The organism is Micromonospora sp. NPDC048868 (genome assembly GCF_043198195.1).
Classification (GTDB): domain Bacteria; phylum Actinomycetota; class Actinomycetes; order Mycobacteriales; family Micromonosporaceae; genus Micromonospora; species Micromonospora reichwaldensis.
Window position 1 is genome coordinate 139,588 of record NZ_JBICUN010000017.1, and the last position, 11,350, is coordinate 150,937.

Sequence of the window (11,350 nt, forward strand, 5' to 3'; positions counted from 1 at the left end):
ATCGCTGGGCGGCGTCCGCCGGAGAGAGCCGCCGATGAGGTGGCCGCGGGCGGCGTCCGGTTCACGCCCCGGGGTTCGGATTGGGGCTCCGCTGCAGGGTGCGTGCTCGTCAGCACGTTCGCTGCGGCCCGATCTGTGGTCGTCGGGGTCGCCCGGTGCTGAGATGTCCGGTTTGTGGGTGTGGCCGGGGGCATTGTGGGGGCGGAATCGTGGCCGGGGCGGGGTCGTTACACCCTGCGTACGACCGAGCAAGACCACCCCCGCCGAGGTCACGCCGCTCCGACAGATGGCGTGCCCGGGGTCCCCGGAATGATGGCGGGCCGGCGGTGGTTACACATGGTCCGGCCGACGTGAGGGCGTCCCCCCGCCCCGCTCGACAGCCCGGCCCCCTGTTTCCGGCCCGCACGGGTTGGACATCCGGCCGGCACGGCCGAATCTGATCTTCCCTCTGATCTTCGCAACTCCGGCTTGATCGTCGGAGATCCTCTCCATGCCTCGTTGGAGATCCTCTCCGGTTTCGCTGGAGACCCTGCTTGAGTTTGCATGAGTCCCCTTTGAGTTCGTATGAGCGCCGGACGGTGCTTGCACCCGCGTGAAAGCCGATCCCCCTCGGCTTGGGTGCCAACCCCCGAATGGAGCGTTTCTGATGAACACGATCATGCGTAAGAGCGTTCTCGGTATTGCTGGTCTCGCGTTCGCCGGTGGCGTGTTTGCCGGTCCCGCGACCGCGCACGCGGCCCCGTCGGTGGAGTCGACGCCGGTGGCGGTGGCCGTGCAGGCCGACACGCCGTCGGTCGACGAGGGCAAGCTGATTCCGCACGGTGTGCAGGGCGCCCAGTCGCACGTCGACCTGTCCGACGAGCAGGTCACCAACGTGAAGGCGATCATTGCCGCGACGAAGAAGGCCGGCATGGACGAGCGCGCCGCCGTCGTGTCGATCGCCACCGCCTTGCAGGAGTCGAAGCTGGAGAACCTGGGTCATCTGGGTGACCGCAACGACCACGACTCGCAGGGCCTGTTCCAGCAGCGCCCCTCCTCCGGGTGGGGCACGGTCGAGCAGATCACCGACCCCGAGTACTCCACCACCGCGTTCCTGAAGGGTCTGAAGCAGGTCGACGGGTGGCAGGACATGCCGCTGACCAAGGCCGCGCAGACGGTGCAGGTGTCGGCGTACCCGGACCACTACGCCCAGTGGGAGCAGCAGGCCGCCGACCTGGTCGCCGAGCACTGGAACAGCTGACAGCAGTAGCCGTATCGCCGCTGGCCGGCACCCCGCCCGGGGTACCGGCCAGACGCATGTCGGGCCACGATGACGGGATGGCAGACCGGGGCGGGCGCGGCGACCTGGCTTCCCGCCGGCGGGTGCGGGCCGGGGGCGTCGGCCGTCGTGACAGCTGGCCCAGGCCTGGCCCGACGCCCGGCTGAACTGTTGGGGACCGTCGTCACCGGCGGTGGCTGAAGGCGACGTCGACCAGGGCCGCGACCAGCGCGAGCGCGATCACCCCGGCGGCCAGCAGCAGCGAGTGCCGGAACGCGAGCGAGAAGTCCCCGCCGCTGGCGGCCAGCGAGGAGAAGAAGACCGAGCCGACGGCGGCGATTCCGGCGGCGGAACCGATCCGCTGGCCGGTCTGGAGCATGCCGGCCCCGCTGCCCGCCTGCCGCACCGGCACCTGGGACAGGGTCAGCGTCTGGTTCGGCGCGATCACCAGACCGCTGCCCAGCCCGGCCACCAGCAGGGGGGCCGCGGTCAGCCACGGCACGGCGGCACCCCTCGGGGCCAGGTTCAGCACGACGACCACCGCGACGAGTCCCACCACCACGGTGAGCAGCCCGACCGCGACCAGGGGACGCCCGAAGCGGTTGACGATCCGGCCGCCGAGCGCGGACGCCGCGGCCGAGCCCAGCGCGAACGGGGTGATGGCCAGGCCGGCGACCAGCGCGCTGTAGCCGAGGCCGTTCTGCAGGTAGAGCGTGAAGATGAAGAAGATCGCGGTGAACCCGCCGAAGTAGACAAGCGCGATGAGCGATCCCAGGGCGTACGACCGGAAGCCGAACAGCCCCAGGTCGAACAGCGGTTCCTGGCGGCGGCCGTACCACCGTTCCCACGCCCCGAAGCCGGCCAGGGCGAGCAGCCCCGCCGGAACGAGCAGCCACTTCGCCGGGCTCCGCCATTCCTGCTGCACCAGCGGCAACAGCACGGCCAGCACCCCCACGCCGAGCAGCAGCACCCCGACGGGGTCCAGCCGCCGGTGGTCCCGTGGGCCGGCGGGTCGGCTGGGGAGCAGCCGCCAGCCGAGGACCACCGCGAGGACGCCGACCGGCACGTTGACGAAGAACACCCATCGCCAGCCGTGCGCCTCGCCGCCGACGGCGATCAGCAGGCCGCCGAGCAGCGGGCCGACGGCCGTGGAGATGCCGATGGTGGCGCCGAGCAGCCCGAACGGGCGACCCCGCTCCGGCCCCTGGAAGAGCTCCTGGATGAGCCCGGTGACCTGCGGGTTCACCACCCCGGCGGCGGCGCCCTGGAGCAGCCGGGCCGCGATCAGCCACCCGGGTGAGGCGGCCAGCCCGGCCAGCGCGCTGGCCAGGGTGAAAAGGGCGATCCCGAAGACGAACGCGCTCCGCCGGCCGCGTGCGTCGCCGAAGCGGCCGGCGGAGACCAGCACCAGCCCGAACGTCAGGGCGTACCCGGAGAGCACCCACTGCAGGTCGCTGGGGGAGGCCCCGAGGGCGCGGTCGATGGACGGGACGGCGACGTTGACGATGCTCACGTCGAGCAGCGTCATGAAGGCGGCGACCAGCCCGACCCCGAGGGCCTGCCAGCGGCGCCGGTCGTCCGGCGGCGCGGTCGTGCCGGTCGGGCTCATCGCGCCTCCCGTGGACCGGTCTTCGGGCATCGTCGAGCGTTGCCCCGGTCCCCGGGAGGCGAACCATCGCGAGGCGCTCGGCGGCTCACGCCATCTGGCGGGCGCAGAACCGGGGACCGAAGTCCAGCCCGGCCATCGGCGAGTCCTCCCGGTGCAACAGGTTCTTCTCGGTGAGCTGGTGCAGCGGCGCCCGCAACTGCTCCTCGGTGAGACCGGCCTCCTCGGCGATCAGGTCCGGGTACGGCACCTGTCCCCGGGCCTCCAGCGCCGCGACCGCGTCGTACACCCGCTCCTCGACATCCGACAGCTGCACCTGCCGCATGGCCTTTCCTCCTTCGCCTGTCCCGCCCCTGCGCGGGCGGTTACGCCGCGCGATTACCCGGTGGACGGGCGAAGATGCCCACCCGATCGGGCGGTGCCGGTGGCCGCGCTCCGGCCGAAGGCACCCCGGCAGGCGCTGGCCAGGCTGCACGTGCTCGCCGCGCCGTCGGCGCCGCGGGCTGCGGCTTGCCCTAGGCTGCACCAGTGATCGTCTGGGATCTCGCCGTCGTCGGCGCCGGCCCCGCCGGGCTCTCCGCCGCCCACGCCGCCGCCCGGGCGGGCGTGCGCACACTGGTGGTGGAGCGCGCCGCGCACCCGCGCTACAAGACCTGCGGGGGCGGGCTGATCGGCACCTCGCTCGCGGCGGTGGCCGGCCGGATCGAGGTGCCCGCGCACGACCGGGTCGACCGGGTGACGTTCACCCGGGACGGGCGTCGCCGGTTCACCCGCCGCCATCCCGGCGGTCCGCTGGTCAGCATGGTGCGCCGGGAGGAGTTCGACGACCGGCTGCGGGCCGCCGCGGTCGCCGCCGGTGCCGAGGTCCGCGAGCGCGTCGCGGTCCGCGCGGTCGAGCAGGACCCCGACGTCGTACGCCTGAGGCTGGCCGACGGGGACACGGTCCACGCGCGGGCGGTGGTCGGGGCGGACGGCTCCTCGGGGGTGACCGCCCGGCACGTGGGGGTCCGCCACCGGCAGGTGGACCTGGGGCTGGAGCTGGAGCTGCCCGTGCCGCCGGAGGAGCAGGCCCGCTGGCGGAGCCGTCTCCTGCTGGACTGGGGTCCGCTGCCCGGCTCGTACGCCTGGGTCTTCCCGAAGGGCGACCGGCTGACGGTCGGGGTGATCGCCGCCCGGGGCGAGGGGGAGCGGACCAGGGCCTACCTGCGCGGGTTCGTCGACCGGCTGGGCCTGTCCGGTGTGGAGCCGGCGCACGACTCCGGCCACCTGACCCGTTGCCGGGCCGAGGACTCGCCGCTGCGTCGGGGCCGGGTGCTGGTCGCGGGCGACGCCGCGGGGCTGCTGGAGCCGTGGAGCCGAGAGGGGATCAGCTACGCGCTGCGTTCCGGCGAACTGGCCGGCGCGGCGGTCGCCGCCGGTGACCTGGCGGGCTACGACCGCGCGGTCACCCGGGACCTGGTGCCGTCGATGCGCGCCGGGCACCGGCTGCTCGACGTGTTCGCCCGGCGGCCGGGGGTCTTCCACGCGTTGCTGGCCACGCCGCCCGGCTGGCAGATGTTCGTGCGGTTCTGCCAGGGCCGGGCGAGCTTCGACGAGACGTTGCGTCGCGCCCCGGTCCGGGCGGCGCTGTCGCTGCTGGACCGGCCACGGGCCGGCTGAACCCGGCCACGGGGCACGCACGTCCTGACCGCACCTTCTAACCCGGCCACGGAGGCGCACGTCCTGGCCGCACCTTTCTGGCGCGCACGCCTGACCGCACGCCCGCCCGACGCGCACCACAACTCCACCGGCCCCGCCTTTCGCCCAGGATCCTAGGATGCCCTAGCGGTGGTGTCCGTCGTCACCACCGCACACAATGAAGACGTCGAGGGAGAGAAGCCATGGCAGAAGATCGCTCCGGACCGGCGTTCACCGACGACGAGTACAACTTCCTGCGGCACGTGCGCTTCGGCGAGTTGCCGCCCGCGGTCCGCCCGGAGGAGCGGACGGCGCTGACGGAGACCGATCCGCGGCGGGACCAGCCGGATCCGGGCGACGAGCGCGACCGGTGGGACCTGCGGCACGGGGCGTGACGCCCTGCCCGGGGAACGGGACGCAGCTCCAGCACCGTTCCTGCCGGTTCGTCGTACGGCCCGCCCGACGGAGCGAAATCCGGACGAGCGGGAGCGCCCGCGCTGCTAACCTGGCCGCCATGGCACGAGGTATCTGGTCGCAGAAGGTCCGCTCCGCCCGCTGACGGCGGCGCCTGCTCTCTGCTGAATCCGCGCTCGCCGTCCCGGTTCCCGCCGGGCGGCCGCTTGTTGCTGCCCGGCTCCACCACGAGCTGCGGAGCACCCTTGTGAACCTCACCCCGACTTCCGAAACCCTGTCCCTGCCCGTCACGGCGGGCGGCGCCGCGCACGTCCGCGCCAACGGCGTCGCCGTCGTCCGCGGCTCCCGACGGGTCCTCGACGACGTGTCGGTGACTGTCTCCGCCCGGTCCCGGATCGCCGTCGTCGGCGAGAACGGCCGCGGCAAGACGACGCTGCTGCACGTTCTCGCCGGCCTGATCGCGCCCGACGAGGGCACCGTGCACCGGGCGGGCACGATCGGCCTGGCCCGGCAGGAGTTGTCCGCGCGTGACGGTGAGACCGTCGGCACCCTGACGTCCGAGGCGCTGGCCGCGTCGTTGGCGGCCCTCGCCGCGCTGGACGAGGCGTCGCTCGCCGTGGCCGCGGGCGATCCCGGCGCCGGGGACCGCTACGCCGTTGCCCTGGAGGCCGCCACCGGGCTCGACGCGTGGGACGCCGAGCGCCGCGTCGATGTCGCCCTGGAGGCCCTGGGGGCGTGCACGGACCGCGACCGCGCGTTGTCGGAGCTCTCCGTCGGGCAGCGCTACCGGGTACGGCTGGCGTGCCTGCTCGGCGCGCGGCACGACGTGCTGCTGCTCGACGAGCCGACCAACCACCTCGACGCCGACGGGCTGGACTTCCTGACCCGCAGGCTGCGTGAGCACGGCGGCGGCCTCGCCGTCGTCAGCCACGACCGGGCGCTGCTGCGCGACGTCGCGGACCGCTTCCTCGACCTCGACCCGACGCGCGACGGGACGCCGCGCCTGTACGCCGGCGGCTACGACGCCTGGCAGGAAGCCCGACGCCGCGAACGTGAGTCCTGGGAGCAGGACCACGAGGAGCAGCAGGCCGAGCACCAGCGGCTGCAGAACGCGGTGTCCATGGCCCGCGACCGGCTCTCCACCGGCTGGCGGCCGGACAAGGGGACCGGTAAGCACCAGCGCCAGTCCCGCGCGCCGGGCGTCGTGCAGGCGCTGCACCGCCAGCAGGATGCCCTCCGGGCGCACCGGATCGACGTGCCGGAGCCGCCGCCGACCCTGCGGTGGCCCGACCTGAGCGTCCGGCGGGGTGCGCCACAGTTGCGGGCGTACGGCGTCGCCGTCGACGGGCGCCTGGCCTGTCCGGTCGACCTCACCCTCGACGGCGGAGACCGGCTGCTGGTCACCGGGGCGAACGGTGCCGGGAAGTCCACGCTGCTCGCGGTACTGGCCGGCGCGCTCCGGCCCACGGACGGACGCGTCTGGACGGCGAAGGAGGCACGGCTCGCCCTGATCGACCAGGAGACCGCCGCGCACGACCCCGGCCTCACCGCCCGCGAGGTCCACGCCCGCCACGTGGGGCGGCTGGTGGCCCGCGGGGTGCTCCGCGACGCCGAGGCCGTCCCGCTCGGGGCGCTCGGGCTGCTGGACTCCGATGCGATGCGCACCCCGGTCGGGCGGATGTCGCAGGGGCAGCAGCGGCGCCTCGACCTGGCGTTGGCGCTGGCCGGGCGGCCCGGGCTGATCCTGCTCGACGAGCCGACCAACCACCTGTCGTCGGCGCTTGTCGACGAGCTGACCGAGGCGATCCGCGACACGGGCGCCGCCGTCGTGGTCGCCACGCACGACCGGCAGCTGCTGCGGGACCTCGCCGACTGGCCGCGACTGGAGATCGGCGGTCGGGTCACCGGCCGCGAACGACGCTGACCCGCCTCGCGGAGCCGGCCCGGTGTGACGTCGCGTACGTGGCACCGGGCCGGTCGTGCCGCCGGGCGGGCCGCAGGCGATCAGCCCACGGCCCGTCCGGTCATGCGGGGGATCAGAAGACCGGCACGCCCTCGCGCACCAGCCGCCAGTTCGGCTGGTAGAAGTCCGCCGGGTCGATGGTGCCCTTGGCCTGCGCCCAGTCGATCAGCAGCTGCCGGATCTCCTGCTGCTCGTTGTAGACCTGGGTCTTCACGATGCCGGGGAAGTTGCCGCCGCCGCTGCGCCGGTAGTTGTTGACCGCCACCACGAACTGCGCGTTGTCAGCCACCGGCGTGTCGGTGCCGGGCAGCACCAGGCGGGTGACGCGCTGCCCCACCGGCCTGGAGATGTCGATGTCGTAGTCCAGGCCGGAGAAGACGTCGTAGTTGTAGTCCGGCACGGCCGGGTCGCTGATCGTCGCCGGGTCGACCGGGGCGCCGGGGGCGAGGGTCCGGAAGTACTTCGCCGAGTACTCCAGATAGGCGCGCACCTCGGCGCCGCTGAGCACGACCGCCTCGAGGGTGTTGTCGAAGACGTACAGCCCGGCCACGTCGCGGATCTTCACGTCGCCGGCGGGGAAGACCGCGGTGCGGCTGAACGGTGCCGCGATCGACAGCACCGGCAGGTCCGCGTACGCCGTGCCGGCCAGCGCCTGACCGACGACCTCGGTCTGCACGTGGTTGATGAAGTCCAGGATGGGGGTGTCCCTGTAGCGGCTCTCCGCCGCCGACAGCTCGACGGTGGAGCGGGCCACGACCTGGTTGACGTACGCGACGGTCTTCTGGTGCTGTGCCCGTACGGCGGCGAGGACCTTCGGGTCCTCGACCACGGTGTTGGTGTTCAGCAGGGCGGCGGACTTCTTGGTGATCTTCCAGCGGCCCCGCTCGCGGGTCAGGGTGAAGTCCATCCGGCTCAGCCGCTGGCCCCACTTCGACGGCTCGGTGAGCAGCACCTGCTCGCCGGTCTGCTCGTTGGCCACGAACTTCTCGGCGACCTCGGCGTGGGCGTGGCCGAACAGGATCGCGTCGATGCCGGGGACCTGCTGGGCGATCAGCGCCGTCGGGTTCTCGATCGGCAGCTCCGGGCCGTAGCTGGAGGTGCCGCTGTCGCCGCCGTGGGCGGAGATCAGCACGATGTCGGCGCCGCGCGCCCGCATCATCGGCACGTACTTCGCGGCGGTGGCGATCATGTCGTCGAACCGCAGCTTGCCCTCGACGTTGGCCCGGTCCCAGATCGCGCTGCCCGGGTTGGTCAGGCCGAGGATGCCGACGCGCAGCGGCGGTGCGGCGAAGCCGACGGAGACCTTCTTGATGACGTACGGCAGGAAGGCCGGCTTGCCGGTGGCGACGTTGACGGCGTTGGCGGCCAGCGCCGGGAAGCCCAGCTGCGAGATCCACTTCGCCAGCAGCGGCAGGCCGTAGTTGAACTCGTGGTTGCCCAGCGTCACGGCGTCGTAGCCGAGCACGTTCATGGCGTTGGCCATCGGGTGCGTCGCACCGGTGGTGGTGATCGGCTCCTGCTTGGCGTAGAAGGTGGCCAGCGGGGTGCCCTGGATGGTGTCGCCGGCGTCGAGCACCAGCGTCGCCTTGCCGCGCCGCTCGGCGCGGATCTGCGTGACGAGAGCGGCCAGCTTGGCGACGCCCACGTCGTTGTGCTTGCTGTCGTCGTACTCGGCGTCGGAGTAGTAGTCCCAGTTGTAGACGTTGCCGTGGGTGTCCGAGGTGCCGAGGATCGTCAGGTCCCAGGTCCGCGACCGGGCCGGGCCGGCCGCCTGGGCGGGGGTGGCGGCGATCAGCGGGACGCTCGCCGCCGCGGCCGCGGCGGCGAGCACCGTCCGACGCGACGGGCCGGAGGGAGAGGTCATGAGGTGCCTTTCCATGGGGGTTCGGGACGCCCGGTGAGCGCCGAGCGCACCATAAACGAGCGGCGGTCACTCCTGCCACAGCCGCCCGAGGTGTTTCATCACACCGGCGCGCAGGGGCATGGTCATGTAACACGGCGACAGCCGTTTCCGCTTGCCGCCGCAGGGTAGGGCGGGGGAGACCCCAGACCCGACCGGTGCGCGAGGAGACGTCGGTGAGCGAGGACCAGCACACCCAGCAGGACCCCACCAGCCAGTACGGCCAGCAGGAGGGACAACCGAAGCAGCAGCAGACGCCGCCCGGCTCGACGGAGGAGATGACCCCGAAGCCGGACCACGGCGAGGAGTCGTACCGCGGCAGCGGCAAGCTCGACGGCCGGCGGGCGTTGATCACCGGTGGCGACTCCGGCATCGGCCGCGCGATCGCCATCGCGTACGCCCGGGAGGGCGCCGACGTGCTCATCTCCTACCTCAGCGAGGAGGAGGACGCCGACGCCCGGGAGACCGTCCGGCTGGTCGAGGAGGCCGGCCGCAAGGGCATCGCGGTACGCGGCGACATCACCGACGAGGGGCACTGCCAGGAGCTGGTCGAGCGGGCCCTGCGCGACCTCGGCGGGATCGACATCCTGGTCAACAACGCGGCCTACCAGATGGCACAGGACAAGGGCATCCTCGGCATCAGCGGCGAGCAGTTCGACCGGGTGCTGAAGACCAACCTGTACGCCATGTTCTGGCTCTGCCGGGCGGCCGTGCCGCACATGTCCGAGGGCTCGGCGATCATCAACACCTCGTCGATCCAGGCGTTCGACCCCTCGCCGCAGCTGCTTGACTACGCCACCACCAAGGCGGGGATCGCCAACTTCACCAAGGCGCTCGCCGCCGACCTGGCCGACCGGGGGATCCGGGTGAACGCGGTGGCGCCGGGCCCGATCTGGACGCCGCTGATCCCGGCGACGATGCCGAACGAGAAGGTCGAGAAGTTCGGCCAGGACACCCCGGAGGGACGCCCCGGTCAGCCGGCCGAGCTGGCCCCGGCGTACGTCTTCTTCGCCTCCCAGGAATCCAGCTACGTCACCGGCGAGATCCTCGGCGTAACGGGCGGCCGCCCGACAAAGTAACCCCGCCCCGCCCGCGCTGACCCGCACCCCTCGCTGGCCCGCGTCGATCATGCACTTGTGGTGCCCCGCGAAAGGGACGGATCAGTACTTCCCGCCCACCAGAAGTGCATGATCGACGCGAGAGGCGCGGGCCGCCGGGCGCGCGGAGGGACGGGGGATGGCGGGTGGGTGGTCAGCGGGGCCAGGGGGCCAGGCGGGTACGGACCTGGGCTACGGCGGCGGGCTCCAGCCCGTAGCGGGCGAACCGGCGGTCGGGCAGCCGGTCCAGGTAGCGGCCGGCGGCCCGTACGTCGTCCTCGTCCAGGGCCGGGTCGAGCTGGCGGGCCAGTTCCAGCAGCTCCGCCACGTCGTGGTGCTCGAGGGCGGCCGCGACGTCGATGTAGTCCCGGACCTCCCGCCGGTTGACCAGGGCAGCGGTCTTGTTCGCCATCAGGTCCCGCACGTCCATCACCGGGCCGAGGTCCATCACCACGGGGCTCCGGTGCCGGTCGAGGCGGGCCAGGCTGAGCCGGATGAGCCGTCCGTCCCGGCTCACCACGAAGTCCCTCAGGTCCCGGTCGAAGCCGTCGAACAGCTCGGCCAGCTCGCTGTCGGGGTCGGCGTCGGTCACCTCGAACCCCGCCCGCTCCAGTGCCGTCCGCACCCCGTCCGCAGCCGCGGCAGCGGCCCCCTCCACGTCCGCGAACAGGTCCACGTCCTCCGTCGGGCGGGTCACCAGCCCGTGCGCCGCCCAGGCCACCCCGCCGCCGAGCACGAACCGGTACGGCCCGGCAGCGGACAGGGCTACCCGGGCCACCTCGCGGTAGAACTCGTGCGGGTGGGCGGTGCTCACGCCGTACGCAGCCCCCGGTGGTGGCTCTCCCATGCCTGGCGTACGCCCCGGGGCAGGTTGAGCAGCCGCCACACCCGGCGCAACGTGCGCCCGTTGATGAGCAACCGGAGATCCTCCGCGCGGGTGGTCTCGCGCAGCACGTTCTCGTACATCCAGAGCAGTTCGTCCGGATCGCCCAGGTCGAAGGTGCGGTCGGAGTTCCACATCAGCCGCACCGGCAGCTCCACCACCCCACGGGTGGGGCCGGCCAGCTCGGTGAGGGTGCGGGCCACCACGGCGGGCCGGCCCGGGCGGGCCAGATGGGCCGCGCGGGTCGGAGCGGGGGAGAGGGCCTGCATGATGTCAGGGTAACCCCAGGTCGGGCCGCTGGGGATCGCGGTTTCGCCGGTGTCGCGGCTGGCGGGGCGTGGTCGGGCTCGTTTTCGTGCTCCTGGCTGGCGGTGAGTGCGGGTCGCCGGGGCTGGGGTTCTGCATTCTCGGCGTGGTGGTTACTGCCGGCGTCGGGATGTTTCGTGGGGTGCGGTGCGTCGTGGTGGGGGTGTGGCCCGCCGTGCCCGGCTCCGGGCGGTCAGGCTTGATCCCTGCGCTGGGGACCGCGGGGCCCACCCCCACCGCGCCGAA

10 protein-coding genes are annotated in these 11,350 nt (G+C 73.0%); 5 read left to right on the forward strand and 5 right to left on the reverse strand.

Annotated features, from left to right (window positions below; genetic code table 11):
• Window positions 1-646: 646 nt before the first annotated feature.
• Window positions 647-1,240 (forward strand): hypothetical protein, encoded by a 594-nt coding sequence (locus ACGFNF_RS23950; RefSeq protein ID WP_393170768.1) that lies wholly within the window; start codon window positions 647-649, stop codon window positions 1,238-1,240.
• A 202-nt stretch (window positions 1,241-1,442) separates the two neighbouring features.
• Here the strand turns inward: ACGFNF_RS23950 and ACGFNF_RS23955 are convergent, their stop codons facing one another.
• Together ACGFNF_RS23955 and ACGFNF_RS23960 are read right to left on the reverse strand one after the other, a co-directional pair.
• Window positions 1,443-2,897 carry an MFS transporter gene (locus ACGFNF_RS23955; RefSeq protein ID WP_393170770.1) on the reverse strand — a complete coding sequence of 485 codons (1,455 nt, stop codon included), beginning with the start codon at window positions 2,895-2,897 and terminating at the stop codon, window positions 1,443-1,445.
• A gap of 55 nt (window positions 2,898-2,952) precedes the next feature.
• A complete protein-coding gene (locus ACGFNF_RS23960) occupies window positions 2,953-3,189 on the reverse strand; it encodes a hypothetical protein (RefSeq protein ID WP_132239717.1) in 237 nt (78 codons plus the stop codon).
• Window positions 3,190-3,392: 203 nt separating this feature from the next.
• On the opposite strand from ACGFNF_RS23960, the gene ACGFNF_RS23965 reads away from it, so the two are divergent.
• The 3 genes from ACGFNF_RS23965 to ACGFNF_RS23975 all read left to right on the forward strand — a co-directional run bounded on the left by ACGFNF_RS23965 (window position 3,393) and on the right by ACGFNF_RS23975 (window position 6,879).
• Entirely contained in the window at window positions 3,393-4,523 is a 1,131-nt protein-coding gene (locus tag ACGFNF_RS23965; protein ID WP_393170772.1) for a geranylgeranyl reductase family protein, read from the forward strand.
• 221 nt (window positions 4,524-4,744) lie between these two features.
• Window positions 4,745-4,936 carry a hypothetical protein gene (locus ACGFNF_RS23970; protein WP_393170774.1) on the forward strand — a complete coding sequence of 64 codons (192 nt, stop codon included), beginning with the start codon at window positions 4,745-4,747 and terminating at the stop codon, window positions 4,934-4,936.
• Between the two features lie 266 nt (window positions 4,937-5,202).
• Window positions 5,203-6,879, forward strand: coding sequence for an ABC-F family ATP-binding cassette domain-containing protein (locus ACGFNF_RS23975; protein ID WP_393170776.1), 1,677 nt, complete (start codon window positions 5,203-5,205; stop codon window positions 6,877-6,879).
• A 112-nt stretch (window positions 6,880-6,991) separates the two neighbouring features.
• Here ACGFNF_RS23975 and ACGFNF_RS23980 read toward each other — a convergent pair whose 3' ends face one another.
• Entirely contained in the window at window positions 6,992-8,782 is a 1,791-nt protein-coding gene (locus tag ACGFNF_RS23980) for a bifunctional metallophosphatase/5'-nucleotidase (protein WP_393170778.1), read from the reverse strand.
• Between the two features lie 212 nt (window positions 8,783-8,994).
• On the opposite strand from ACGFNF_RS23980, the gene ACGFNF_RS23985 reads away from it, so the two are divergent.
• The gene (locus ACGFNF_RS23985) at window positions 8,995-9,897 is read left to right on the forward strand and encodes an SDR family oxidoreductase (RefSeq protein ID WP_357580913.1); all 903 of its coding nucleotides are present in this window, start codon (window positions 8,995-8,997) and stop codon (window positions 9,895-9,897) included.
• A gap of 172 nt (window positions 9,898-10,069) precedes the next feature.
• On the opposite strand, the gene ACGFNF_RS23990 is transcribed toward ACGFNF_RS23985, so the two are convergent.
• Together ACGFNF_RS23990 and ACGFNF_RS23995 are read right to left on the reverse strand one after the other, a co-directional pair.
• Entirely contained in the window at window positions 10,070-10,729 is a 660-nt protein-coding gene (locus ACGFNF_RS23990; protein ID WP_393170780.1) for a nucleotidyl transferase AbiEii/AbiGii toxin family protein, read from the reverse strand.
• Entirely contained in the window at window positions 10,726-11,067 is a 342-nt protein-coding gene (locus tag ACGFNF_RS23995) for a hypothetical protein (protein ID WP_393170783.1), read from the reverse strand. The genes ACGFNF_RS23990 and ACGFNF_RS23995 overlap by 4 nt, the downstream gene beginning before the upstream one ends.
• Window positions 11,068-11,350: the final 283 nt, after the last annotated feature.

What these genes read in the sequence shown, in the direction of transcription:
- ACGFNF_RS23950 (WP_393170768.1), top strand. Translation starts at nt 647, where the DNA reads ATGAACACGATCATGCGTAAGAGCGTTCTCGGTATTGCTGGTCTCGCG.
- ACGFNF_RS23955 (WP_393170770.1), bottom strand. Translation starts at nt 2,897, where the DNA reads ATGCCCGAAGACCGGTCCACGGGAGGCGCGATGAGCCCGACCGGCACG.
- ACGFNF_RS23960 (WP_132239717.1), bottom strand. Translation starts at nt 3,189, where the DNA reads ATGCGGCAGGTGCAGCTGTCGGATGTCGAGGAGCGGGTGTACGACGCG.
- ACGFNF_RS23970 (WP_393170774.1), top strand. Translation starts at nt 4,745, where the DNA reads ATGGCAGAAGATCGCTCCGGACCGGCGTTCACCGACGACGAGTACAAC.
- ACGFNF_RS23980 (WP_393170778.1), bottom strand. Translation starts at nt 8,782, where the DNA reads ATGACCTCTCCCTCCGGCCCGTCGCGTCGGACGGTGCTCGCCGCCGCG.
- ACGFNF_RS23995 (WP_393170783.1), bottom strand. Translation starts at nt 11,067, where the DNA reads ATGCAGGCCCTCTCCCCCGCTCCGACCCGCGCGGCCCATCTGGCCCGC.